This window comes from Cetobacterium sp. NK01, assembly GCF_024506395.1.
GTDB classification, from domain to species: Bacteria; Fusobacteriota; Fusobacteriia; order Fusobacteriales; family Fusobacteriaceae; genus Cetobacterium_A; species Cetobacterium_A somerae_A.
Genome location: NZ_JANIBO010000001.1, coordinates 1,539,498 through 1,566,099 on the forward strand (window position 1 = coordinate 1,539,498; position 26,602 = coordinate 1,566,099).

General features: G+C 28.0%; 22 protein-coding genes and 1 riboswitch. Of the genes, 17 read left to right on the top strand and 5 right to left on the bottom strand.

Going from position 1 to position 26,602, the window contains the following annotated elements; all coding sequences use genetic code 11:
- Window positions 1–13: 13 nt before the first annotated feature.
- From NON08_RS07525 to NON08_RS07535, 3 genes are read right to left on the bottom strand one after another with little or no spacing between them, the layout of a single operon-like run.
- Window positions 14–682, bottom strand: a complete 669-nt coding sequence (locus NON08_RS07525) for a methyltransferase domain-containing protein (protein WP_256690841.1) — start codon at window positions 680–682, stop codon at window positions 14–16.
- Window positions 660–1,265: a pimeloyl-ACP methyl esterase BioG family protein gene (locus NON08_RS07530; protein WP_256690842.1), complete on the bottom strand. Its 606-nt coding sequence runs from the start codon at window positions 1,263–1,265 to the stop codon at window positions 660–662. Before NON08_RS07530 ends, NON08_RS07525 begins: the two co-directional genes overlap by 23 nt.
- Window positions 1,243–2,364: an aminotransferase class I/II-fold pyridoxal phosphate-dependent enzyme gene (locus NON08_RS07535; protein WP_256690843.1), complete on the bottom strand. Its 1,122-nt coding sequence runs from the start codon at window positions 2,362–2,364 to the stop codon at window positions 1,243–1,245. Before NON08_RS07535 ends, NON08_RS07530 begins: the two co-directional genes overlap by 23 nt.
- A gap of 206 nt (window positions 2,365–2,570) precedes the next feature.
- Here NON08_RS07535 and NON08_RS07540 point away from each other — a divergent pair, with 206 nt between their 5' ends.
- The 3 genes from NON08_RS07540 to NON08_RS07550 are packed head-to-tail and all read left to right on the top strand — an operon-like array spanning window position 2,571 to window position 7,704.
- Window positions 2,571–3,206 (top strand): helix-turn-helix transcriptional regulator, encoded by a 636-nt coding sequence (locus NON08_RS07540; RefSeq protein ID WP_256690844.1) that lies wholly within the window; start codon window positions 2,571–2,573, stop codon window positions 3,204–3,206.
- Window positions 3,207–3,245: 39 nt separating this feature from the next.
- The gene (ppdK, locus tag NON08_RS07545) at window positions 3,246–5,816 is read left to right on the top strand and encodes a pyruvate, phosphate dikinase (RefSeq protein WP_256690845.1); all 2,571 of its coding nucleotides are present in this window, start codon (window positions 3,246–3,248) and stop codon (window positions 5,814–5,816) included.
- Window position 5,817: 1 nt separating this feature from the next.
- A complete protein-coding gene (locus NON08_RS07550; RefSeq protein WP_256690846.1) occupies window positions 5,818–7,704 on the top strand; it encodes a fructose-1,6-bisphosphatase in 1,887 nt (628 codons plus the stop codon).
- Between the two features lie 29 nt (window positions 7,705–7,733).
- On the opposite strand, the gene htpG is transcribed toward NON08_RS07550, so the two are convergent.
- Window positions 7,734–9,551 carry a molecular chaperone HtpG gene (htpG, locus tag NON08_RS07555; RefSeq protein WP_256690847.1) on the bottom strand — a complete coding sequence of 606 codons (1,818 nt, stop codon included), beginning with the start codon at window positions 9,549–9,551 and terminating at the stop codon, window positions 7,734–7,736.
- A 167-nt stretch (window positions 9,552–9,718) separates the two neighbouring features.
- On the opposite strand from htpG, the gene NON08_RS07560 reads away from it, so the two are divergent.
- The 4 genes from NON08_RS07560 to putP all read left to right on the top strand — a co-directional run bounded on the left by NON08_RS07560 (window position 9,719) and on the right by putP (window position 13,009).
- Window positions 9,719–10,444: a ThiF family adenylyltransferase gene (locus tag NON08_RS07560; RefSeq protein WP_256690848.1), complete on the top strand. Its 726-nt coding sequence runs from the start codon at window positions 9,719–9,721 to the stop codon at window positions 10,442–10,444.
- 2 nt (window positions 10,445–10,446) lie between these two features.
- Window positions 10,447–10,950 (top strand): flavodoxin, encoded by a 504-nt coding sequence (locus NON08_RS07565; RefSeq protein ID WP_256690849.1) that lies wholly within the window; start codon window positions 10,447–10,449, stop codon window positions 10,948–10,950.
- Between the two features lie 9 nt (window positions 10,951–10,959).
- Window positions 10,960–11,253 carry a rhodanese-like domain-containing protein gene (locus NON08_RS07570; protein WP_256690850.1) on the top strand — a complete coding sequence of 98 codons (294 nt, stop codon included), beginning with the start codon at window positions 10,960–10,962 and terminating at the stop codon, window positions 11,251–11,253.
- Between the two features lie 322 nt (window positions 11,254–11,575).
- The gene (gene putP / locus NON08_RS07575; RefSeq protein ID WP_256690851.1) at window positions 11,576–13,009 is read left to right on the top strand and encodes a sodium/proline symporter PutP; all 1,434 of its coding nucleotides are present in this window, start codon (window positions 11,576–11,578) and stop codon (window positions 13,007–13,009) included.
- A 15-nt stretch (window positions 13,010–13,024) separates the two neighbouring features.
- On the opposite strand, the gene NON08_RS07580 is transcribed toward putP, so the two are convergent.
- Window positions 13,025–13,501 carry a methylated-DNA--[protein]-cysteine S-methyltransferase gene (locus NON08_RS07580; protein ID WP_256690852.1) on the bottom strand — a complete coding sequence of 159 codons (477 nt, stop codon included), beginning with the start codon at window positions 13,499–13,501 and terminating at the stop codon, window positions 13,025–13,027.
- Between the two features lie 119 nt (window positions 13,502–13,620).
- Window positions 13,621–13,790, top strand: a riboswitch (cobalamin riboswitch).
- Window positions 13,791–13,815: 25 nt separating this feature from the next.
- Between NON08_RS07580 and NON08_RS07585 the strand changes: the two genes are divergently transcribed.
- From NON08_RS07585 to topA, 10 genes are all read left to right on the top strand, one after another.
- A complete protein-coding gene (locus tag NON08_RS07585) occupies window positions 13,816–15,693 on the top strand; it encodes a TonB-dependent receptor (RefSeq protein ID WP_256690853.1) in 1,878 nt (625 codons plus the stop codon).
- 87 nt (window positions 15,694–15,780) lie between these two features.
- A complete protein-coding gene (locus NON08_RS07590) occupies window positions 15,781–16,641 on the top strand; it encodes an ABC transporter substrate-binding protein (RefSeq protein ID WP_256690854.1) in 861 nt (286 codons plus the stop codon).
- Window positions 16,628–17,578 carry a TIM barrel protein gene (locus NON08_RS07595; RefSeq protein WP_256690855.1) on the top strand — a complete coding sequence of 317 codons (951 nt, stop codon included), beginning with the start codon at window positions 16,628–16,630 and terminating at the stop codon, window positions 17,576–17,578. The genes NON08_RS07590 and NON08_RS07595 overlap by 14 nt, the downstream gene beginning before the upstream one ends.
- A gap of 101 nt (window positions 17,579–17,679) precedes the next feature.
- Window positions 17,680–18,618: a stage 0 sporulation family protein gene (locus NON08_RS07600; protein ID WP_413774044.1), complete on the top strand. Its 939-nt coding sequence runs from the start codon at window positions 17,680–17,682 to the stop codon at window positions 18,616–18,618.
- Window positions 18,619–18,627: 9 nt separating this feature from the next.
- The gene (locus NON08_RS07605) at window positions 18,628–19,302 is read left to right on the top strand and encodes a tRNA1(Val) (adenine(37)-N6)-methyltransferase (protein WP_256690856.1); all 675 of its coding nucleotides are present in this window, start codon (window positions 18,628–18,630) and stop codon (window positions 19,300–19,302) included.
- 56 nt (window positions 19,303–19,358) lie between these two features.
- On the top strand, window positions 19,359–21,329 hold the full coding sequence (gene uvrB, locus NON08_RS07610) for an excinuclease ABC subunit UvrB (RefSeq protein WP_256690857.1): 1,971 nt from the start codon (window positions 19,359–19,361) through the stop codon (window positions 21,327–21,329).
- 9 nt (window positions 21,330–21,338) lie between these two features.
- Window positions 21,339–22,538, top strand: a complete 1,200-nt coding sequence (gene xseA, locus NON08_RS07615; RefSeq protein ID WP_256690858.1) for an exodeoxyribonuclease VII large subunit — start codon at window positions 21,339–21,341, stop codon at window positions 22,536–22,538.
- A gap of 1 nt (window position 22,539) precedes the next feature.
- On the top strand, window positions 22,540–23,160 hold the full coding sequence (locus NON08_RS07620) for a tetratricopeptide repeat protein (RefSeq protein WP_256690859.1): 621 nt from the start codon (window positions 22,540–22,542) through the stop codon (window positions 23,158–23,160).
- 12 nt (window positions 23,161–23,172) lie between these two features.
- Complete coding sequence (dprA, locus tag NON08_RS07625; protein WP_256690861.1) at window positions 23,173–24,237, top strand: DNA-processing protein DprA; 1,065 nt, start codon at window positions 23,173–23,175, stop codon at window positions 24,235–24,237.
- A 63-nt stretch (window positions 24,238–24,300) separates the two neighbouring features.
- Window positions 24,301–26,592 carry a type I DNA topoisomerase gene (topA, locus tag NON08_RS07630; RefSeq protein WP_256690862.1) on the top strand — a complete coding sequence of 764 codons (2,292 nt, stop codon included), beginning with the start codon at window positions 24,301–24,303 and terminating at the stop codon, window positions 26,590–26,592.
- The last annotated feature ends 10 nt before the right edge of the window (window positions 26,593–26,602 follow it).

Consider the following 26,602-nt stretch of genomic DNA (forward strand, 5'->3'; position numbering starts at 1 on the left):
ATCCTCCTTGATTTTAATTTTTACAAGAAAAATAACTTACTTTATATGTTAGTAAAGTAGATTTAAAACTTTTAGTCAAAGAGTAGCTAGAGCTAGAAAATCCAGTCACTCCAGTTTCTTTTAAATGTTTTAAAGCTTTAAGAGGAGTTGGAAATTCTAATATGAACTCATCCTCTTGAAACTTTACAAAAGTATAGTATTTTTTTAAAATTTTATAAATTTCATTAGTACTTTTATAATTCAAAGATACTCCAAAATGATTAAGTATCTCAATTAGATTTCCTTTTGAATAAATGGAAAAAATTAGTTGAGAAGTATTTTTAGAAATTTTTTGTATAAGAGTTTCTAAATCATCAACCCATTGAAATGCAGAACTAGAAACAATCAATGAATATTTTTTTAATTCTAGTAACTCCATATTTTCTATAAAAAAATTTCTGTATGCGATATCTTTAAAAAATTCTTGAGTATTAAAAATATCATTTAAATCTAAGTGATTAAATTTTAAATTTTCACAAAGAGTTTTAGTAAAAACTCCAGTACCACATCCCAACTCTAAAATAGTATCATATTTTTCAGAATTATCAATAAATGTTAATAATTTTTCGGCAACTTTTTTTTGAGTAATTGCATTATAATCATAATTTTTAAATTGTTTTTCAAAGTTCATTTTCTTTACCAATTATATCCCTCCAATTTTTAAAACTTTTAAAGGCATAGTGATCGCATTGAAGAGTTATAATTTTGCTAACCTCTTTTTTATAAAATTTTAGCTGCTTAGAGTAGGGAATAATCCGATCTAATTTCCCTAAAAAAACATAATCAAAAGAGTGATGATTAGTTATAGGATTATTAAGAATAAATTCTAATTCTTCTTTTAAGATATCTAAATTTATGGACTTATCAAAATATTCTAAAGACAGCCCCATATTTAGATAAAATTTTTTTAAATTTTCTAGTGATAAAGTCTTTAAAGTAAATTGAAACATTTTTAAAGATATCCCGTATTGTCCAATAATGTATGGGACTCCATTTATAGCAATAGAAGTACAATTGAGATTTTTATTTTTTAATAAAAATCGAGAAGCATAGTATACACCAAAAGACCATCCAATAACATATATTCTTCTATATTTAGAAAAATCAATATTTTCAATATTATAAGGATAGTTGATACAATGAACATCTAAATTATCATGGGAGCTAATATGATTGATTATCCTCTCTGTCATTCCCCATCCATTAAAAAAAAGTATTAAGTGCATAATTCAACTCCTGAAAAAAATTAATGATATTATCTTTTGTTAAATTTGGCGATAATCCAATTCTAATGCGAGAAGTTCCTTTAGGAACAGTAGGTTCTTTTACTCCGTAAACAAAATATCCTTTATTTTTTAAATAAAGAGTAATTTTATCAAGCTTATCGTTATTTCCAACAATAATAGAAATAATATGTGTAGTTGAAAGAGTTTGCATATTATACTCTTTGATTAAAGAATGAGCTAAACTTTGTAATTCTAAAAGTAAAGATTTTCTATTTTTAAATGTGATCATTTTTTGTAAAATAAATAGATTCCAAGCAATATTAACAGGTGGAAGAGCAGTAGTGTATATAAATTTTCTACCACGATTAATTATATATTCTTTGTACAGTTCATTACAAATTAAGTAAGAACCTGTAGAGCCTCCACCTTTACCAAGAGGAATTACTAGAAAATCTATTTGATCTATTAAATTTTTTTCATAGGCCATACCATATGAGTAAACTCCAAAAGAATGAGCTTCATCAATAATTAGTGAAAAATTATATTGAGATTTTAAATCTATTAAATTTTCTAAATGAACACAATCTCCGTCCATACTATAAATAGTTTCTGAGATAACAAAAATATCTTCGTATTTATCTTTATTTTTTTCTAAAAGTTGTTTTAAATGTTTTAAATCAAGATGTTTGTATCTCAATAAAGTAGCTTTGCTGTGTAAGATTCCATCGTGAATACTAGCATGATTTAATTTATCGCTAATAATTAAAGTTTTTTCATTACAAAAAGTTTCAATAATACAACAGTTGCAATCAAAGCCACTATTAAAAAATAAAACAGGTTTTTTATAAATACTTTGGGCAAACTCTTCTAGTTCCATAACTAAAGAATAAGATCCACTAATTAATCTAGATGAACTAGAGGATAAAGGAAGATTTGGATATAATTTATAAAATTCTTCAACTAAAAGAGGATCATTACCAAGTCCCATATAATCATTAGAAGAAAGATTTAAAAGTTCTTCATTTAAAATATGAAGTTTTCTGAAACGATTTTCATTTTTAAAATTATTTAATTCTTTTTTTATTTTTTCTTTTAACATTGTTAATCACCAAAAATATTATACCTAAAAAGAGAAAAAAAAGCCATTAGAAAGAGAGAATGAAAAATATATGTTAATATATACTTTAAAAATAAATGTGCACTTTATAATAAATGTTGCAATTTTAAATAGTAGATGTTACTATAAAATTAATAAAATAAAGTAAATTTTTAAAATAAAGTGCGCACTTAAAAAAAGGAGTTAATATGCAGTTAACGGAAAGACAAAGAGAGATTGTAGAGATAATAAAAAAACATGGGCCTATAACAGGAGATGAAATAGCTAAGATGATATATATTACTAGATCAGCTCTGAGAACAGATTTTTCAATTTTAAAGAAAATGTCAATAATAAAATCAAAGCAAAAAGTAGGATATACTTATAATGAGGCTTTTGTAGAATCAAATAATAAAACACTAGTAAAACATATAATGGGAATGCCAATAACTATAGATGAAAGCTATTCAGTTTACAAAACAGTACTTCTTATGTTTGAAAAAGATATAGGAACAATATTTATAACAAAGGATGGGAATCTTTCAGGTATTGTTTCAAGAAAAGATTTGCTTAGAATCGCTATTGGGAAAAGAGATATCGAGCAAATACCAATAAATCTTATAATGACAAGAATGCCTAACATAGTATTTTCTACAGAGGATGAGACAATAGAGGACTGTGTGAAAAAAATAATTGAACATCAGATAGACTCAGTACCTGTTGTTAGAATAACAGAGAAGAATGGAAAGGAGATATATAAAGTAGTTGGGAGATTTACTAAAACAAATGTTAGCAAATTACTACTTGATATATTAGAAAATAAGAACAAAGAAAAAAGTGAATAGTTTTAATTAAAATAAATTAGAAAGTTCAGGAGAGATATTATGAAAAATATTTACTTATTTAATGAAGGGTATGGTTTAGAAAAATTGATATTAGGTGGAAAGGGAGCTAACCTAGTAGAAATGAAAAAGATAGGATTGCCTATTCCAAATGGGTTAATAGCAACAACAGTAGCTTGCAATAATTATTTTAAGAATGAGAATTGTTTATCAGAAAATATGATAAAAGATATAAAAGAGGGAATAAAAAAATTAGAAATAGAAACAGGTAAGGAGTTTGAGGGAGAAAATCCTTTACTAGTTTCAGTGAGATCAGGTGCACCGGTATCTATGCCAGGAATGATGGATACTATTCTTAATTTAGGATTAAATGATAATACAGTTCGAAAATTAATTGAGAAAACTAAAAATGAAAAATTTGTATATGAAATATATTTGAGATTTATAGAGATGTTTTCAGAAATTGTAAAAGGAGTTTCAAGAGAAAAGTTTGTAAAAATTAAAGAGTATTCTAAAGAGAAAACTTACAAGGAAATAATTGAAGCTTTTAAAGGGTTATACTGGATTGAAACCGGTGAGTTTTTCCCAGAGAATCCAGAGGAACAAATTTTAATGGCAATTGAATCTATCTTTAAATCTTGGAATAATGAAAGAGCAAAAATATATAGACAACTAAATAATATAGATGAAAGTATGGGGACAGCTGTTGTAGTTCAAGAAATGGTATTTGGTAATTTTAATGAGCTATCAGGAACAGGAGTAGCTTTTACAAGAAATCCATCAACAGGAGAAAATGAATTATTTGGAGAATATTTATTAGAAGCTCAAGGGGAAGATATTGTAGCAGGAATAAGAACACCATATTCTATTGAAACAATGAAAAATCAACTTCCAAATATTTATGAAGAATTTTTAAGTATTGCAAAATCCCTAGAGAAACACTATGGAGATATGCAAGATATTGAGTTTACTATAGAGGATGGAAAACTGTTTATACTTCAAACAAGAAATGGAAAAAGAAGTCCAAATGCATCTATAAAGATAGCTGTAGATATGGTAAATGAAAATATCATAACTAAAGAAAAAGCTATATTGATGGTAGATACAGAATTATTACCTCAAGTTTTCAATGGGACATTTGAGGAGGCTGACATAGTTGGAAAAAAGTTTTTAGGGAAAGGGTTACCAGGTTCAGCGGGAGTAGCGGTGGGAAAAGTAGTTCTTTCCACAGACAAAATAAAAGAAGGAGAATCTGTAATTTTAGTAAGAGTGGAAACTTCCCCGGAAGATATCAAAGGCATGAGTTTAGCTAAAGGAATTGTAACTGTTAAAGGAGGAGCAACATCTCATGGAGCTGTAGTAGCTAGAGGGATGGGGAAATGTTGTGTAACAGGATGTGAAGAGATAAAAATAGATTCTAGCGAAGAGTTCTTTACTATAAATGGAGAGAGGGTTCAAGAAGGAGAGGTAATCTCTATAAATGGATATAATGGAGATATTTATAAAGGTGCCATAAAACTAAAAATGGGAGAGCTTAGTGAAGAGTTAAAAGAGTTTTTAGAATGGTGTAAAGAGATTAAGACTTTAGAAGTTAGAATGAATGCAGATACTCCAACAGATGTAATAGTTGGAAAAGGTTTTGGGGCTGAAGGGATAGGACTTTGTAGAACAGAACATATGTTTTTTGAAGATGAAAAAATATGGAGTGTTAGAGAGATGATAATTGCTAATACAAAAGAGGATAGAGATAAAGCTTTAGAAAAACTTTTAGAACTTCAGAAAGTTGATTTCAAAAAGATGTTACATAAATTAGGTGGATTGCCTATGAATGTAAGACTTTTGGATCCTCCATTTCACGAGTTTTTACCAAAAACAGAGAAAGATATACAAAAGTTAGCAGTGTTATTAGAAAAATGTCCAAAAGATATTGAAAGTAGAATAAAAGAGTTAAAAGAAGAAAATCCGATGTTGGGACATAGAGGGTGTAGATTAGCAATTACTTTTCCTGAGATCTACGAAATGCAAGCAAGGGCTATAATAGAATCAGCTATTGAGTGTAAAGGAGAGGGCGGAAGTTGTGAAATAGAGATAATGATACCTTTTATTGGAGGTATTAGTGAGTTTAAATATATAAAAGATGGAATTTTAAATGAGATTGAAAAAGTTTTTGATGAAAAAAATGAGAAGATAGATTACAAATTAGGTACTATGATGGAACTACCAAGAGCTTGTCTAATAGCTAATGAAATAGCTGAAGAGAGCGCATTTTTCTCATTTGGAACTAATGATTTAACTCAAACAACATATGGAATATCAAGAGATGATTCTATAAAGTTTATAGATCATTACAAGGCTAAAAATATAATGAAAAGAGATCCATTCCAATCGATAGATACTCGTGGAGTTGGTAAATTAATAGTTTTAGCTAAGGAGTTAGGTCAAAGTGTAAAACCAAATATAAAAATAGGGGTTTGTGGAGAGCATGGGGGAGATCCTAAGAGTATTGAGTATTTCAATGAGTTAGGATTTAATTATGTTAGTTGTTCACCATTTAGAGTTCCAATTGCAATAGTTGCAGCAGCACAAAGTACCATACTAAAAAGGATGAGTTGATATGAATATAAAAGAGGAAGAATTAAAATACTTGAAACTTTTAGCTAAAAATTTTCCAACAATTGCTGAAACAGCAACAGAAATAATAAATTTAGAGGCAATTTTATCTTTACCAAAGGGGACGGAACATTTTATAAGTGATATACATGGAGAATATGAAGCTTTTAATCATGTTTTAAAAAATTGTTCAGGTGTAATAAAAGAAAAAATAGAAAATATATTTATAAATTTACCTGAAAAGGAAAAAAATCAATTGGCAACGGTAATATACTATCCTAAAGAAAAAATAGAGCTTATTCAATCTTTAGGTATAGATATGGAAGAGTGGTATAAAAGAACTATACCAAGAATATTAGAAGTTTTAAAAGTAGTTTCCTCTAAGTATACAAGATCAAAAGTAGGAAAGGCTATGACAAAAGAATTTTCCTATATCATTCAAGAGCTCTTATATGAACGAGCTGAAGAGCAAAATAAAAAGGACTACATAGAAGGTATTATAAATACGATAATAGATATTGGAAGAGGTAAAGAGTTTATAATAAATGTAAGCATGCTTATTCAAAGATTAGTTGTAGATACATTACATATAGTGGGGGATATTTATGATAGAGGACCATATCCACATAAAATAGTGGATAAGCTTATGAAATACCATAATGTGGATATTCAATGGGGAAATCATGACATATTATGGGTAGGTGCAGCTTGTGGGCATGGAGCTTGTATAGCAAATGCTATTAGAATATGCTTGAGATATTCTAATAGAGAGATATTAGAAGATGGATATGGAATAAATCTATTACCTTTGGCAACCTTAGCTATGGAGTTTTACGGTGGTGATTCATGTAGTGAGTTTAAACCAAAAACAAAAGATAAAAGTAGTGATGAAGAGTTACTTTCTAAAATGCATAAAGCGATTTCGATTATTCAGTTTAAATTAGAGGGAGAAGTAATAAAAAGAAATCCAACATTTAATATGGAGGATAGACTTCTACTTCATAATTTAGATAACTCATATTTAACATTAGATAGAGATAATCTTTATAGTTTAAATGAAAGAGAAAAAGAAGTAGTAGAGGGATTGATGAGAAGTTTTAAAAATAGTGAAAAACTTCAAGAGCATATAAAGTTTTTATTAGAAAAAGGAAGCGTATATTTAAAAAAGAACTCAAATCTATTATTTCATGGATGTATGCCGTTAGATGAAAAAGGTGGATTTAGAGAGGTAGATATTTTTGGAAAAAAATATTCAGGAAAAAGATTGTTTGAAAGATGTGATCAACTTTGTAGAGAGGGATATTATGATGAAAATAGTATTCAAGGTAAAGATTTTATATGGTACCTTTGGTGCGGGAAAGATTCACCACTTTTTGGAAAAGATAAAATGAGAACTTTTGAAAGATATTTTTTCGTAGATAAAGAGAGTCATAAGGAGAATTATGATTATTATTATGAATTTTCTGAAAATAAAGAGGTTGCTGATAGAATATTAAAAGAGTTTGGAATATTAGATGAGTATTCTCATATAATAAATGGTCATGTTCCAGTAAAGGTAAGAAAAGGTGAAACACCAATAAGAGCTCAAGGGAAATTAATTCTTATAGATGGTGGATTTTCAAAAGCTTATCAATCTACAACAGGAATAGCAGGATATACTCTAATATTTAATTCTCATGGAAAGAGATTAGTTTGTCATAAACCATTTGAAAATATTGGAGATTCTGTGGAAAAATGTTTAGATTTTCAATCTACAACTGAGATTGTAGATAGTAAGAAAGAAAGATTAAAAGTGAGAGATACAGATATAGGAAAAGATTTAGAGAGCCAAGTTAAAGAGTTAAAAAAGTTATTATACTGCTATAAAATGGGAATAATAAAAAGTGTATAAAATAAGGAAGGGACTATCCCTTCCTTATTTTATTTGCTTAGAATATTATTCAATTTTGTAACAAAGTCTAATGGATTTTCAAGAGCAAATCCTTCTATTAATAATCCTTGATTGTAAAGAATATCTGATAAATCTTTTAGTTCAGCTTCTGAAGCGTTTTGTAGTTTGTTGAATAGTGGATGATTTGGATTTATTTCTAGAACCTTTTCAGCTTTTACACCTTCATTACCTGGAATTTGAGATAAAAGTTTTTCCATTTCTAAAGAAACTTCACCTTTAGATGATAAAGAAACAGAACTATCTCCAAGTTCAGGATTTAATTTGATTTCAACAACTTTTTCTTTTAATGTTTCTTTTATTTTATCAAGAAGAGATTTATTTATTTCAGAAAGTTTTTTAATTTCTTCTTTTTCTTCTTCAGTTTCAAAAGTTACCTCAGTAACTGATTTAAATGTCTTTTCTTTGAAAGTGTTCATAGTTTTTAAAGCAAACTCATCAGCACCCTCTGTAAGATATAAAACTTCAAAACCTTTATTGATAACGTTTAAAACCTTAGGCATTTTTTGAAGAATATCTAGATTTTCACCAACTGCATAATAAATTTCCTTTTGGTCATCTTTCATTCTGTCTACATACTCTTTAAGAGATGTATAATCTAAATTCTTAGAACTTTTGAAAAGAAGAAGATTTTCTAATTTATCTTTATTTAACCCAAAGTTTTCATGAACACCAAATTTAATATGTCTTCCAAAAACTTCCCAGAATTTTATATATTTATCTCTGTCATTAGCCATTAATTTTTCAAATTCGCTTATAATTTTTTTCTCTAAATTTTTAGATATAGCCTTTAATTGCTGAGTTTTTTGTAAAATTTCTCTTGATATGTTAAGAGATAAATCATCTGTATCAACTAATCCTTTTATAAAATTAAAATATTGAGGAATTAGTTCTTCACATTTATCCATTATAAAAACATTTTTAGTATATAGCTGAAGTCCTCTCTTGTATTCTCTTGTATAAAGATCGTATGGAGGAACTTGTGGTATAAATAAGATAGCATTATACTCTAAATTTCCTTGAACATTAAAGTTAAAATGTAAAAGAGGGTCTTGCCAATCGTGATAAGTAGATTTATAAAATTCATTATAATCTTCATCTTTTAATTCATCTTTAGGTGTTTTCCAAATAGGTTTAGTTGAATTAATTCTTTCATCTTTTAACATTATTGGATATTTAACATAATCAGAATATTTTTTTATAAGGCCTTTGATTTTATATTCATTTAAAAATTCTTTATCTTCATCATTGTCTTTTAAATATAAAGTAATTGAAGTTCCTCTTTCTGTCTTATCAATCTCTTCAATTTCATAACTTCCTTCACCTGTAGATGTCCATCTAACTCCTTTATCAGAATACGGTGATTTAGTTTCTAAAATGATCTTGTCAGCAACCATAAATGCAGAGTAAAAACCAACTCCAAATTGCCCGATTATATTTAAATCATTATTTTTCTTAGCTTCTTCTAGTGAAGATAAAAATGCTTTTGATCCAGATTTAGCAATAGTACCGATATTTTCTACAACTTCCTCAAAAGTCATACCTATTCCATGATCAGTAATAGTTAGAGTTCTTAATTCTTCATTAGGAGTAATAGTTATACAAAGTTCTTCAGAAGAATCTAAGATATGAGTATCTGTAAGAGCCTTGAATTTTAATTTATCAGTGGCATCACTAGCATTTGAGATAAGTTCCCTTAAAAAAATTTCCTTATGAGTGTAAATAGAGTGTACCATAAGGTTTAAAAGTTCTTTAGTTTCAGCTTGAAATACTTTTGTTTCTTTTTTCATTGTATCCTCCTTAAAAATAGCACTCCACATATAACGTGGCTAATAAAATATATATCATAAATTTAGAAAAAATGTCAAGAGTTTATAAAGAAAAACTTGTATTTTATAGTTGTTTAGTATATAATCTTTATGTAATTAGTAAAGAATATAAAAAGGTTGGTAAATAGATGATTTTTCAAAGAACAGAGTTGTTGATCGGTACAGAAAACTTAAATAAGTTAAACGGTTCCCATGTGCTTGTATTTGGAGTGGGAGGAGTAGGTGGATTTGTAGTAGAAGCTTTAGTTAGAGCTGGTGTTGGGGAGTTGACAGTTGTTGATTTTGATACAGTTGATATAACAAATCTTAACAGACAAATAATCGCTACTCAAGATACTGTTGGTAAAGACAAGGTTGAAATTATAAAAGAAAGAGCTTTATCAATAAATCCAAATATAAAGATAAATGCCTATAAAGAGAAATTTTTTAAAGACAAAAGAGAAATATTCTTTTCAGAAAATAAAAAATATACTTATATTGTTGATGCGATAGATATAGTTACAGCAAAATTAGATTTAATAACTATAGCAAAGGAATTAAAAATTCCAATTATATCATCAATGGGAACAGGAAATAAAATAAATCCAACAATGTTAGAGATTGCAGATATATCAAAAACATCTGTTTGCCCATTAGCAAAAGTTATGAGAGCAGAATTAAAAAAGAGAAGAATTCAGAAGGTAAAGGTATTATTTTCAAAAGAACTACCAATGAAACCGAAGAATTTAGAGAATAATAGAGAGAAGCAAAATAACGTAGGAAGTATATCTTTTGTACCATCTGTAGCAGGTCTTATAATTGCAAGTGAGGTTATAAAAGATATAACTGGTTTGAAAAATTTAGGAGGAAATTAATTATGAAAAAAATAGGAATTTTTTATGGAACAACATCAGGAATAACAGCTGGAATAGTTGATGAAATAGAGTTTTACTTAAGAGGAGAGGAATACGAGGTTTTTGATGTAGCAAATGGAATTGATGAGATGGAGAATATTGAAAATCTAATTTTAGTTTCACCAACTTATGGAGTTGGAGAGCTACAAAAAGATTGGGAAAATGTGTATGATAAATTAAAAAGTTTAGATTTTACTAATAAAGTAGTAGGAATAGTAGGTGTAGGAAATCAATTTGCATTTGGTGAGTCATATGTTGGAGCAATGAGAAAATTATATGATGCAGTTATAGCTAAAGGTGCTAAAGTAATAGGATTTACTTCAACAGAAGGATATAGCTATGAAGAAACTGAATCAGTTGTGGATGATAAGTTTATTGGTCTTGCTTTAGATGAAAGTAATCAAGATAATGAAACACCTGATAGAATCAAAGCGTGGATAGAAGAGATTAAACCTCTATTTAATTAAGGAAAAATTATGAAAAAATATCAAACATTAAATAAAATTGAAGTAAAAGAACTGCTAACACAGGAGAATACAGTACTTTTAGATGTACGAACAGAAGATGAATACTGGGAAGAATCAGTTGAAGATAGTTTAAATGTTCCACTACATGAATTAGAAGAAAGAGTTGTTGAACTGGATAAAAATAAGACGTATATAACTTTTTGTAGAAGCGGAGTTCGTTCTAAAACAGCAGCTTTAATTTTATTAGAAGAGGGATTCGCAAAAGTTTTTAATTCTCAAGAGGGAATATTAACTTGGAAATAAAAATTGACAAAATTATTTTCATATGTTACCATAATGAAAATAAAAAATTAAAGGAGAGTTCTAATGAGAAAAGATCAAGTTATTTCAAATAATGTAAATAGACAACCCATCCCCCCTAGATAGGGATTTGTGTTTTAAGCATTAGTTTATGTTTAGATACAGATCCATTTTGTGTTACGATTTTGGATCTGTATCTAAGGGGAAATAACTTTTAATAAAAGATTATTTTTAATAGGATTCTTTTGATGAGGGTCACTTAGGTACAAAACTGTACTTGAGTGACCCTCTTTTATTTTTATTAAAAATTTGGGAGGAGTATAAAATGATAGGAGTAGAAACATTTATTACATTTGGAGCATATTTATTATTTTTAATAGGAGTAGGAGTTTATTTTTATGGAAAAACCTCCAGTTCCGAGGATTACTTAATAGGAGGTAGAGGAGTAGGAAGTTGGGTAACTGCGCTATCAGCACAAGCTAGTGATATGAGTGGATGGTTATTAATGGGATTACCAGGAGCAGTATATCTTTCAGGATTTGGACAAATTTGGGTTGTAATAGGTTTAACCGTGGGAACATATTTAAATTGGAAATTTATAGCTCCAAAACTTAGAGTTGAAACTGAAATAGAAGATACCTTAACTTTACCAACATTTTTAGAAAAAAAATTAAAAGATGATAAAGGAACAATAAGAAAAGTTCTAGCTTTAGGAACACTATTTTTCTTTACAATTTATTCATCATCTGGACTGGTAGCAGCAGGAAAACTATTTGAATCAATACTTGGAATTGATTACAAAGTTGCAGTAATAATTGGTGCAGTAACAATAGTTGTTTATACATTTATGGGAGGATATTTAGCTTCTTGTTGGACAGATTTTTTTCAAGGAGGGCTAATGTTTTTAGCTATAATAGCTGTTCCGTTAGCAGCATATTATAAAATTGGAGATATTGAGACAGTTAGACAAGGAATTGAGTTGAAAGGAATTTCATTTAATATATTTAAACAAAATGGAGAGAATATAGGAATATTAGGAGTATTGTCTTCTTTAGCTTGGGGATTAGGATATTTTGGACAACCTCATATTTTAGTTAGATTTATGAGTATAAGTGATGTAAAAGAATTAAAAAAATCTAGAAGAATAGCTATGATATGGGTAATTATCTCTTTAATTGGAGCAATAGCAATTGGACTTTTAGGAATACCACTTTTTAAAAATGTTGCAGAGTTAGGAGGAGATGCAGAAAAAATATTTATCTATATGATAAAAGAGTTGTTTAATCCTTGGGTAGCAGGAATTTTATTAGCTGCAATATTATCAGCTATAATGTCAACGATAGATTCACAATTGTTAGTTTCATCAACTACTTTAACAGAAGACTTTTATAAATATATGAAAAAAGATGTTTCTGACAAAGAGATAATGTGGGTTGGAAGACTATGTGTTGTTGTAATCGCTTTATTAGCATTACTATTTGCTTTAAATCAAAATGCTAAAGTACTGTCATTAGTAGCTTACGCATGGGGAGGTTTTGGAACAATATTTGGACCAGCGATAATATCGGTGCTTTATTTTAAAAATGTGAATAGTAAAAGTGTTTTATCGGGAATTTTAGTTGGAATGTTTATATTTTTAATGTGGAAAGTTTTAGGATTAGATAGTTATATGTATGAGTTATTACCAGGATTTTTTACTAATTTAATAACGGTTTATATAGTAGAGAAAGTAGTTTTTAAAAATGTAGTTGAAGCTTAAAAAAAAGGTGCAAAATTATTTTGCACCTTTTTCTAAATTAAGTAAATGGGATTTTATAGATAATCCATAGGCATATCCAGTTAGTTTGCCATTAGAACCAATTACTCTATGACAAGGAATAACTATGGGGATGGGATTTTTGTTGTTTGCTAATCCCACAGCTCTACATGCCTTAGGATTGCCAATAGCAATTGCAATATCTTTATAAGTTTTAACTTCTCCATAAGGAATATTAAGTAATGCTGTCCAAACAGATTTTTGGAACTCTGTTCCAATAGGATTTATTTTAAATGTAAATTTTTTTCTCTTGCCATTTAGAAATTCATCAATCTCTTTAAACGACTCTTTTAAAAATTTTGTAAGTTTAAAAGTTCTATTTGAAGTAGGGTTGTTAAGTTCAATTTTAATAATTTCATTATTTAATTCTTCAATTTTAAGTAAACCAAATGGAGTGTCAAAAATATAAAAATAACCTGGGATAATATTTTTCATAAACTCTCCTTAAAAATTTTTTATCTAAATTGTACTTAAAAAATATAAATAAATCAAGGTTAATTTAAAATATATTTTGTTCACTTATTGTTTAAAACTTTTAAAAATGAAGTGATTATAGTATAATAAGACGTTATGGTTTTTATAAATTAAAAGGGAATTAAGTGAAAAGCTTAAACGGTCACGCCACTGTAAAATGGACAAAAATAGATAAACCACTGGGAAACTGGGAAGGGCTATTGGAGGATGAAGTTGAGTCAGGATACCTGCCATAAAAATAAACTGCGAGTGACAGAATGGGAGGATTAAATTAAATGAAAAAAAGATTTTATATTGCAGGATTGATTCTTGCATCTAGTTTATCAATGGGACAAGACAAGGTTGTGAAGTTAGAAGAAAGTGTTATAACAAGTGAAAATACAGAGACAACAATAGCAGATATACCTAAAAATATAACTGTATTAACAGGGGAAGAGATAACGCAAAGGGGAGCGAAAACAGTAGCAGAAGCTTTAAAATTAGTATCAAGTGTCACTGTAAAAGAGATGGGTGGAGCAGATGCCGCTTTTGATATAAGAGGTCAAGGGCCTACAGCAAAGTCAAATGTTATAGTATTAGTTGATGGAGCGCCAATTAATTCGATTGATTTATCAGGATATCAAACAAGCAATATTCCAGTAGATAATATAGAGAGAATTGAAGTAATACCTTCTGGAGGGTCAGTTTTATACGGAGATGGAGCAGTTGGAGGAACAATAAATATAGTGACAAAAGCACCTGAAAATAAAAAAAATTATGGAAGCTTAAATAGTGAAATAGGATCTTATGGATTAAAAAAACAGCAAATTACATATGGAACTAAAATAGGAGAAAAGCTTTTAGTTGAAGTAGATTATTTGAAAAAAGAAAAAGATGGATATAGGGATTATTCTAAAGATGATTTACAAAGTTTTGGATTTAGAAGTAGATATAAACTTAATGATGGAGAGTTAAAATTTAAATATAATTATTCTAAAAATGATTTTAAAGCTCCGGGAGCATTGACTAAAGATGAAGTTAATGAAGACAGAACACAATCTAATCCAAATGCTTGGAGAATTGATGGAAAAACAGAGAAAAATAATTTTGTAGGAGATTACTTATATAATATAAATTCTGATTTAGAATTTAAACTATTAGGAAGATATGCTCATGAAAACTACTCTTCAAATGGAAGTAATTACAAGACAGAAGTTAAATATTTAAAGCCACAACTTAAATATTCATATTTAGATGAGAATTATGTTGTATTTGGTGGAGATATTTATCAGGGAGAGACAAGAGATTTTGCTTATGGAAATGGAAAATCTGAAAAAAACTCTTTAGGTGGATTTATAATAAATAGTTCTACAATAGAGAAGTTTAGATTTACTCAAGGATACAGAAGGCAAAATATTGAATACAAGGGAGATAGATTTGCAACAAGAAAGTTTAAAGAAGATGCAATAGAACTGACAGGAAGCTATTTATATTCTGATTCGGGATCTACATATGTAAGCTATACCAAAGGATTTAGAGCACCTAATACAGATGAAATAAATGCTTGGGCAGGAGAATTTAATCCTCAAAAAACAGAAACTTATGAAATTGGAGTAAAGGATTTTGTAGGGAATACATATATCTCAACATCAGTATTCTATATAGAAACAGAAAATGAAATTTTCTATGGAGTAAATAAAAACGATGAATTTAATAAAAATAGAAATTTAGATGGAACAAGTAAGAGAAAAGGAATAGAGTTTTCTTTAGAACACTATTTTGATAAATTGACAATATCGGAATCAATAACTTATATGAAAACAGAGTTTAAAGAAGGGAAAGATATTCCTGGAATTCCTAATATAAAGGGAGTATTAAACTTTAATTATAAATTTAATGAAAAATTAAGTATGAATAACTCTTGGGAATACTATGGAAAATCTTACGATAGTAATGATGAAGCCAATGAAAGAGAGAAAATAGATAGCTATTTATTAAGTGGATTAACTTTTGTATATGATTTTCAAGATGGATTAGTTATAAATGCTGGAATTAATAATTTATTTAATGAAAAATATTATGATTATGTAGGATATAGTAGTTATAGTAAAACTCGTAATTACTACCCTGCACCAGAAAGAAATTATTATATTGGATTTAAATATAGTTTTTAATAAAAAATGCTCTTTTCAATATATGAGAAGAGCATTTTTTACATATGTGTTATAATTGAAATATATTTTTATAGAAGAGGTGGGCGAGTGTTAAAAAAGGTATTTATGTTAAATATATTTGTATTTTCAATTGGATATTCAAGAATATTAGTAGATGGAATTGGTCGTAAAGTTGAAATTCCTGAAAAAGTAGAAAGAATAATTTCAACAGTTCCATCAAATACAGAGATAATAGTAGATATGGGATTAGTTAATATTTTAGCTGGAGTAGATATATATTCTGAAAAAATATCTAAAGAATTAGAAGGTAAAGGAATTCTAAATACAGATAGATTGAATGAAGAAAAAATAATGGAACTGATGCCAGATTTAGTTATAACATCCCAACACAATCTATCTAAAGGAAAAGAGAGCTTAAATATTTTTGATGAGGTTGGAATTCCTATTTATGTAATGAAAACTCCAAATTCATTAGAAGAAGTTAAAAATTCTATAGATGAAATTGGAAATCTTTTAAATGAGAGAAAAAAGAGTGATAATTTAAAAAATAATTATGCTGAAGAATTAGAAAAGTTAAAATCACAAAAGGGAAAGGGAAAGCGAGTATACTTTGAAATTTTAAATAATCCTATATATACAACAGGAGGAAAAACATTTTTAAATGATGTTATAGAAAATGCTGGTGGAAAAAATATATTTGAAAATCAAGAGGGATGGATTTCACCGACTTTAGAATCTATTATTGAAAAAAATCCTGAATTTATATTTGTAGGTGAGGATAGAAAAGAGATTATAGAGGATATAAAAAGTAGACCAGAATGGCAAGAGATTGATGCTATAAAAACTGGAAAAGTATATTTTATAGACGAAGGGATTAATAGACCATCAACAAGAGTTTTAAAATCTTTAAAACAGATGAAGGAAGTGCTTTCAAATGATAAGTTTTAGTTTTATTCCTAAAAATGAAGAGGAAGAAAAATTTTTAAAAGTATATGAAAAATTAAGAAACGAAGGTATAACAGGTATAGAAACTATAATTGGGGATCATTTACCTTTAGAAAGTTATGAAAAGTATCCTGTAAAAGGAGTACATCTATTATACTATCCTACTTGGTTAGAATTTTGGAGAGAGGATATGGAAAAGGTAAGAGAAGATTTTTACGATGATGAAGGAATATTAAGTTATTATCGTTCTTTTAAAAAAGAGATTTTATTAGAAACTTTTAAAAAACAATTTGAAGATGCAAAAAAAATTGGAGCAAAGTATTTAGTTTTTCATGTTTCACACGTAAGACCTAAAGATATATTTACTTGTAATTTTGATTATACATCTATAGAGGTATTAGATGAAACCTTGAAAATAGTAAATGAAGTTTTTAAAGGCGATGGACCGTTACTGCTTTTTGAAAATTTACCATGGCCAGGATTAACTTTAAAAGATTACGAATTAACAAAATATTTTTTTGAAAGAGTAAAGTATAAAAATAAAGGTTTTTTATTAGATTTATCTCATATAATATGCACAGAAAAAAATATAAAGAACTTTCAAGATGCAGATAGATATATTTTAAGTAGAATTAAAAATTTAAAAGACTTGAATAAATACATATATGGTGTTCATGTAAATGGAATTAGCTTTGAAAACTATTTGAAAAAAGATTTTTCAGGAGAAATTGAGAAGTGGTCAATAGGAAATAGAAATCAGAAATTTAAAATAGAGTGGGAACATATGAAAAAACTTGATCCACACAGGATTTATAGAGGAGATTTAAAAATTATATTTAATGAACTTCCGAATTTAAAATATATAAATTTGGAATTAAAGTTTTCATCTATCGACAATTTGAAAGAGGTAGTAAAGGAACAATTAAATTATATAAAATAAATTCTTAAAAGATAAAAAATATGGTATACTCTATAGTGTAGAATGTTAAGATTTTCGCGGGAGGATATATGACACAAGGAAATTTAGATATAGATAAAAATATAGATGAAACAGTACAACAAGATAATGCAGAAGTAAAAGAAGAAGTAGTATCAGATCCTAATAAATTATATAACATTTTAGGTGTGATGTTTGAGACGACTAAAAAAAGATATAGTTTTGAAATAGTAGATGATTTAGAGTATAAAAAAGGTGATAAAGTAATAGTTGATACTATAAGAGGAAAAGAAATTGGAGTTGTCTATGGAGGACCCATGCAACTACCAGAAAGAGTATTAGTTTTACCATTAAAACCTGTAATAAAAAAAGCTAGTGAAGATGAAATAAAAAAATATGATTTACTTCGTCAAGAAGCTAGAGAAGCATTTAAAGTTTGTAAAGAAAGAATTGCACATCATAAACTACCAATGAAACTAATAGAAACAGAGTATACTTTTGACAAAACAAAATTAATATTTTATTTTACAGCTGAAGGAAGAATTGATTTTAGAGACTTGGTAAAGGATTTAGCTAATATATTTAAATTAAGAATAGAACTAAGACAAATTGGTGTAAGAGATGAAGCTAGAATACTTGGGAATATAGGAGTATGTGGAAAAGAGCTTTGTTGTAGAACATTTATAAATAAATTTGATTCAGTATCAATAAAAATGGCAAGAGACCAAGGATTGGTAATAAATCCGACTAAGATATCTGGAGTATGTGGAAGATTACTTTGTTGTATAAATTATGAATATAAACAGTATGAAGAAGCGTTGAGAGTTTATCCTGCTGTGAATCAGCTTGTTAAAACTCAAAAAGGAGAGGGAAAAGTAACAAGTATAAGTCCATTAAATGGATTTTTATATGTAGATGTTGAAGGGAAAGGAATTATGAAGGTTCTTATTGATGAGATAAAATTTAATAAAAAAGAAGCAAAGAAATTGCAGAATGTTTTATCAACAGAAGAGCTACAGCATAAGGTTTTAGAAAAGGAGTAATAAAAGAAAATGATTTTTGAAAATGAAGATATAGCTAATATTTGTGAAGGGTACACTTTAATTCAAAAAAAAGAGGGATTTAGATTTGGAACTGATGCGGTTTTATTAGCTAATTTTTTCAATGGAAAGAAAAATTCTAAAATATTAGAAATTGGAACAGGAAATGGTATAATTCCAGTACTGTTATGTGCTAAAGATAAAATATCTAAAATAAAAGCGGTAGAGATTCAAAAAGAAATTGCAGATTTAGCAATTAGAAATGTTAAAAGAAACGGATTAGAGGATAGAATAGAAGTTGTTAATATGGATATAAAAAATATCCAAGAAGGAAATACATATGATTATATAATTTCAAATCCACCATATATGGTTTTGGATGGAAAAGAAATTAATGATAAAGATATAAAAAGTATAGCAAGACATGAAATAAAACTTAACTTGAAAGAGTTTATAGCAAATGCTAAAAGGTTATTAAAACCAAGAGGTGAGCTTTTTATGGTACATAAAAGCTATAGATTTTTAGAAATTACAGAAGAACTTATAAAAAATGGATTTTCAGTTAAAAGAGTTAAATTTGTTCATTATTCAAGAGATAAAGATTCAAGCATTGTTTTAATTGAAGCTAGCAAAGGGAGAAAAAACATATTAAAAATTGAAACTCCAATTTTTCTAAACGATAATTAAGAGATACTTTAAGGGAGAGGAGCGACCTCTCCCTATTTTAATGGAGGTGTCATAAGATGTTTAAATTAAATTCAAAATATATTCCAACTGGAGATCAACCAGAAGCAATTAAGAGTTTACTTAAAGGATTAGAAAACGGAGTTAAAGATCAAACTTTATTAGGAGTGACAGGATCTGGAAAAACGTTCACAATAGCAAATATAATAAAAGAAAGTGGAAGACCAGCACTTATCTTAGCACCAAACAAAACATTGGCAGCACAACTTTTTTCAGAATATAGAAGTTTTTTTCCAGAAAACGCTGTAGAGTATTTTGTATCTTACTATGATTACTATCAACCAGAAGCATATATAGCTACAACAGACACATATATAGAGAAAGACTCATCAATAAATGACGAGATTGATAAATTTAGAAATGCTGCAACGGCAGCCTTGATAAATAGAAAAGACGTAGTGATAGTAGCATCAGTATCAGCAATTTATGGATTAGGATCTCCAGAGACATATAAGAAATTAACTATTGCAATAGATAAAAAAACAGGATATAGTAGAAAAAAATTGATATCAAAGTTAATAGAGCTAAGATATGAAAGAAATGATGTTGCTTTTGAAAGAGGGAAATTTAGAGTAAAAGGAGATGTAATAGATATCTACCCATCATATATGGAAAATGGTTATAGAATTGAATTTTGGGGAGATGAAATTGAAGAGATTTCAGAGATAAATACATTAACAGGACAAAAAATAAAGAGAAATTTAGAAAGAGTAGCTATTTCTCCTGCTACTCATTATGTTACAGAAGAAGGGGAACAGGAAAGAATTATAGAACAAATAAAAAAAGATTTAAAAAAAGAAGTAAAAGATTTTGAAGATAAGGGGAAACTTTTAGAAGCCCAAAGACTTAAACAAAGAACAGAATATGATATAGAAATGATAAGAGAGGTTGGATATTGTAAAGGAATAGAAAATTATTCGAGATATTTAACTCATAAAAATCCAGGAGATAAACCAGACACCTTGATGGATTATTTTCCAAAAGATTTTATTGTTTATATTGATGAGTCTCATATAGGAGTTCCTCAAATAAGGGGGATGTATAATGGAGATAGAGCTCGAAAAACAGCACTTGTAGAAAATGGATTTAGATTGAAATCAGCTTTAGACAACAGACCTTTAACATTTGAAGAATTTAGAGAAAATTGTGGACAAACAATTTTTGTTTCAGCAACTCCAGGAGATTTTGAAATAGAAAAATCAAATGGACATATAGCAGAACAATTAATAAGACCAACAGGAATATTAGATCCTATTATAGAGGTAAGAGAAACTAAGAATCAAGTTGATGATCTGCTAGAAGAGATAAGAAAAAATACACTAAAAAAAGAAAGAGTTTTAATAACTACACTTACTAAAAAAATGGCAGAGGAACTAACAGAATATTACTTAACTTTTGGTATAAAAGTCAAATATATGCACTCGGACATAGATACCTTAGAAAGAATAGAGATTATAAAAGGTTTAAGAAAAGGTGAATTTGATGTTTTAATAGGAATAAATCTGTTAAGAGAGGGACTTGATATACCTGAAGTATCTTTAGTTGCTATTCTAGAAGCTGATAAAGAAGGATTTTTAAGAAGCAAAAGATCATTAGTCCAAACTATAGGAAGAGCAGCTAGAAATGTTGATGGAAGAGTTATTCTTTATGGAGATATTATAACTGATTCAATGAAATATGCTATAGAAGAAACAAATAGAAGAAGAAAAAAGCAGAATAAATATAATGTTTTAAATGAAATAGAACCTAAAAATATATATAGAGAAGTTTCAGAATCTATTTTTACTTGGGAAGTGGAAGAAGAAAAAATAGTAGAATCTAAGCACTTTACATGTAAAGGGGATATAGAGAAAGAGATTCAAAAATTATTGATAGAGATAAAAAAACTATCTGAAGAGTTAGATTTTGAAAAGGCTATTGAAAAAAGAGATGAAATGAATAAATTAAAGCTGATGTTATTGGAAATGTAGGAGTTGATTATGGAAGAAAGAATTTATAATGTAACAGAATTTAATAGAATGGTGAAGGGCTACATTGATGAAAATCCAAATTTCCAAGAGTTTTTTTTAAAGGGAGAGTTATCAGGTATTACTTATTATAAAAGTGGACATCTTTATTTTACTTTAAAAGATACTAAAAGTCAGATAAAATGTGCAGCATTTAATTATAAGTTTAAAAGAATACCAGAAGATTTAAAAGAGGGAGATTCTATAAAAATTTTTGGAGATGTGGGATTCTATGAGACTAGAGGAGATTTTCAAGTTTTAGTTAGACATATACAAAAAGAAGATAAACTAGGAGAGATGTTTGCTAAATTAGAAGAGTTAAAGAAAATTTTAGAAAAAGAGGGGTTGTTTTCACCTCTTTTTAAAAAAACTTTACCAAAGTATCCTAAAGCAATAGGTGTTGTTACAGCATATACAGGGGCAGCATTTCATGACATTATAAATACAACTAGGAAGAGATTTTCAAATATTGATATATATATATATTCGGCTAAAGTTCAAGGTATTGGAGCAAAAGAAGAGATAGTAAAGGGAATACAAACTCTAAATAAAATATCAGATATTGATTTAATAATAGCAGGTCGTGGTGGAGGTAGTGTTGAAGATTTATGGGCTTTCAATGAAGAGGATGTAGCTAGAGCATTTTATGAAAGTGAAAAGCCAATAATATCAGCAGTAGGGCATGAAATAGATAATCTTTTATCAGATTTAGTAGCAGATATAAGAGCTGCAACTCCAACGCAAGCTATAGAAATAGCAATACCAGTAAAAAAAGATATTGAAAAACAACTTCTAGAAAAAGAAATAAAGGTTAAAAATTGTATTAATAGGCTAATAAAAAATAAAAAAAATGATCTAAATCAATTAAAAGAAAATTATGTTTTAAAAAATTTTATAAAAACAATAGAGGAAAAAAATTACGAACTTCTTTTAAAGGAAGAGAAACTTAATAAAGGGTTAAAAGAGGTACTTAGAGAAAAGAGTTACGAAATAAAAATTAGAACAGAAAAGTTAATTGCCTTGAATCCTTTAGAAATTTTAAAAAGAGGTTATACTATAACTAGAAAAAATCAACATATAGTTAAAGATTGTAAAAAATTAAAAGTTGGAGATCGAATAGAAACAATATTAAGAGATGGGAAAATAATTAGTAAAGTAGAGGAGATAAATTAAGATGAAAAAATTAGTGGGAATATTATTTCTATTTTTTAGTTTTATGGCCTTAAGTGATCAAAGGCCGCCATATATTCAAAGCTTAGAAAGTCAAATATCAAGAGAAGACGATAGAGATAAAGCAGCGGTATTACTAAAAGAATACGAAAGATATTTTAAAAGTTATATAGATTCTATAAGTAATAATGAGAATCAAGTTTTTTATTTAGGTGATCAATATTTTAGAAATAGAAAATATGAAAGAGCTGCGCAAATATTTAGTAGCAATATTGATAGCTCAAGAAATCTATTCGGTGCAGCAACAAGCTATAGATTTATAGGTAATTATAATAAAGCTGTTGATTTTTATAGTGTTGCAATAAGTATAGAACCAAGTATGAGAGAGGCTTATCTAGGAAGAGGATTAGCCTATAGAAATTTAGGGAGATATAATAAAGCTGTAGAGGATATTCAAATTTACATGAATTATTCACCAAGTGTAGAGGGGTTCTTAGCTTTAGGAGATATATATTTAGCAGAGAAAAAAATTGAAAGAGCAAGAGAAGTTTTACAAGAGGGACGAAGATTATACCCTCAATCAAAGGAGATAAGCAACATGTTAACATCTACATATTCTAGATAAAAGAGGTGAGAGATGGAGTGGTATCGATTGAAATTAATAGGTTTAAAAAGTAGTAAGATCAGAATTTTAATGGAAAATTGTAAAAGATATAATGATATTTTTGAAAACTTACAAGAACTTACAAAAACTCTGGATTTAACCATAAATGATACCCAAATGATATTGAACTCAAAAACTTGCGAAAAATATTTGGAGGTTATGGAATATTTGGAGAATAATAGGATAGGACTTATAGATATAAACGACTATAGATATCCTAAAAATTTGAAAAATACTACAAAGCCTCCACTTTTTCTTTTTTATAAAGGAAATATAGAACTTTTGACTAAAGAAAGAGTAATATCAGTAGTAGGAACAAGAAGAGCTACTAAATATGGAGAGTTAGGATGCGAGAAAATAATAAAAGATCTTGTAGATGGTGACGTAGTAATTGTAAGTGGATTAGCTTTAGGAATTGACTCTTTAGCTCATAATGAAACTTTAAAACTAAAAGGAAATACAATTGCTATCTTAGGATGTGGAATAGATATATATTATCCAAGAACAAATATAAAAATGAGGAAAGAGATTGAAAAAGTAGGCCTAGTTATTTCAGAATTTCCCTTAGGAACAATGCCAGCACCTAAAAATTTTCCTATAAGGAATAGAATAATTTCTGGATTATCTAAAGGAACTATTATAATAGAAAGTTCTTTAAAGGGTGGTAGTTTAATAACTGCAAGTTTATCATTAGAAGAGGGAAGAGATGTTTTTGCTCTTCCAGGAGATATAACCTATCCTTTATCTCAAGGGTGCAATGAGCTTATAAAATTATCTCAAGCAAAGTTAATAACTTCAGGGGATGATATTTTAAAAGAGTATAATTGGAGTAGAAAAACTGAAAATAATAAAAATTTAAATAAATTGACAGGTATAAAATTAAAAATATATAGTGTATTAAAAACGAAAATGCATCTAGAAGAAATAAAGGAACAAATCACTTGTGAAACTAAGGAATTGCTGAGTAATTTAATGGAATTAGAAATAGAAGGATATGTACAAAGTTTGCCAGCTGGAAATTATCGAAGGCGTTTATAAATGGGAAACTTAGTGACCTTAGTTGATTTTTTTAATAATTTCTAATATAATTAAGAGCGAATAATGTATATAGAGAAAAAATTAGGGGTGAAAGCAGTGGCGAAAAAAAATTTAGTAATAGTAGAATCACCTGCAAAAGCGAAAACAATTGAAAAAATATTGGGGAATAATTTTCATGTTACAGCTTCCTTTGGACATGTAAGAGATTTACCAAAGAGTAAAATCGGAGTAGATGTAGCAGATGATTTTAAACCAAGCTATTCTACGATAAGAGGAAAAGGAGATGTAATAAAGACTTTAAAAGATTTAGCAAAGAAGTCAAATAAAGTTTATTTAGCATCAGACCCGGATAGAGAAGGAGAAGCTATTGCTTGGCATATAGCTCAAACATTAAAATTAGATGAAAATGAAGCAAATAGAATAGAGTTTAATGAAATAACAAATGGAGCAATAAGAGAGGCAATAAAAAATCCTAGAAAAGTTGATATAAATAGAGTAAATGCTCAACAAGCTAGAAGAATTTTAGATAGATTAGTAGGATACGAGATAAGTCCACTTTTATGGAAATCGATTTCTTCAAATACTAGTGCTGGAAGAGTTCAATCAGTTGCTTTAAAATTAATATGTGATTTAGAAGATAAAATTAGAAAATTTATACCTGAAAAATTTTGGGATATAAAAGGTGAATTTGAAAATAAAATGAACCTTTCTCTATACAAAATTGAAGGAAAAAGATTTGAAAGAGTTACAGATGAGGATATTGTTAAAAATGTGCAGTTAACTCTTAATTCAGAATATTCAGTTATAAATTCAAAAGTAACTAAAAAAACTAAAAATCCACCACTACCATTGAAAACAAGTACATTACAGCAACTTTCATCATCATATTTAGGATTTTCTGCATCGAAAACTATGTCTGTAGCTCAAGGGTTATACGAAGGTATAAGTATTGATGGAAACCAAAAAGGTTTAATAACATATATGAGAACAGATTCTACAAGAATATCTGATGAAGCAAAAGAAATGGCAAAAAGTTATATCTTAGAAAATTTTGGAAAAGAATATCTAGGTAAAGAGGGCATAAAAAAGAAAAAAGAAGAAAAAATTCAAGATGCCCACGAAGCTGTAAGACCAACAGATATATATTTAGAGCCAGATAAAATAAAAAAAGATTTAGCTCCAGATCAATATAAGCTATATAAACTTATATGGGAAAGATTTATGATATCTCAGTTAGCTCCGATGCAATATGAGCAATTTGAAATAATTTTAGAAAATGGAGATTATCAGTTTAGAGGAACTTTAAATAAGATAATTTTTGATGGATATTATAAAGTCTTTAAAGATGAAGAAGATCTTCCTTTGGGAGAATTTCCTACTATAAATGAAGGAGATTTTTTAAAGCTAAAAAAATTAAATATAAAAGAGGATTGGACAAAGCCACCTTCAAGATTAACAGAGTCATCTTTAGTAAAAAAATTAGAAGCTGATGGGATAGGAAGACCATCAACATATGCTTCAATAATAGAAACTTTAAAAAAGAGAGAGTATGTTGTTATAGAAGGAAAAAGTTTTATTCCAACAGAGCTAGGATATGAAATAAAATCAATATTAGAAAAAAACTTTAAAGATATAATGGATGTTAAATTCACGGCTTCATTAGAGGATGGTTTAGATTTAGTTGAAGAGGGTGAAAGAGACTGGATTGAAATATTAAAAGATTTCTATTCAAAACTTTCAAAAGATTTGGAACTATATAAAATTAAAGTAGAAGAAGAATCGAGTAGAATAGTAACTTCAGATGTTCCTTGTCCATGTGGAAAAGGGAATATGATTATGAAAAATGGTAGATTTGGAAGATATTTATGTTGTATAGATGAAAATTGCAAAGAAAAATATTCTTTAAAAGGAATTGAAATACCCTTAGAAGATATAAAAAATGGAAGTATAAAAGTAAAAGATTTACTAGAGGAGCAATTAAGAGTTAAGCAGGGTAAATTAACAGATGTATTTTCTTCTGAAGGAAGTAGATTTCTTTTGAAATTAGGACGTTTTGGTAGTTATTTAGAAAGTGAAAACTTTAAAGAAGATAATGAAAGAGTATCTTTACCAGGAGAAGTAAAAAAACTTCTTGTAAATGGTTCAATTGAAGAGAAAGATGGTATAGTTCAATTAAAATGGATTATGGATAAAATTCAAAAAGAAGAAAATGAAATATTAAAAAATGCAGGTAATTGTGAAAAATGTGGAAGACCTTTTAAAATTGGAAGGGGAAGATGGGGTAAATTTTTAGCTTGTACTGGATACCCTGAATGTAAAAATATAAAAAAATTGGAAAAAGAAAAAAAAGATTAATAAAAGGACT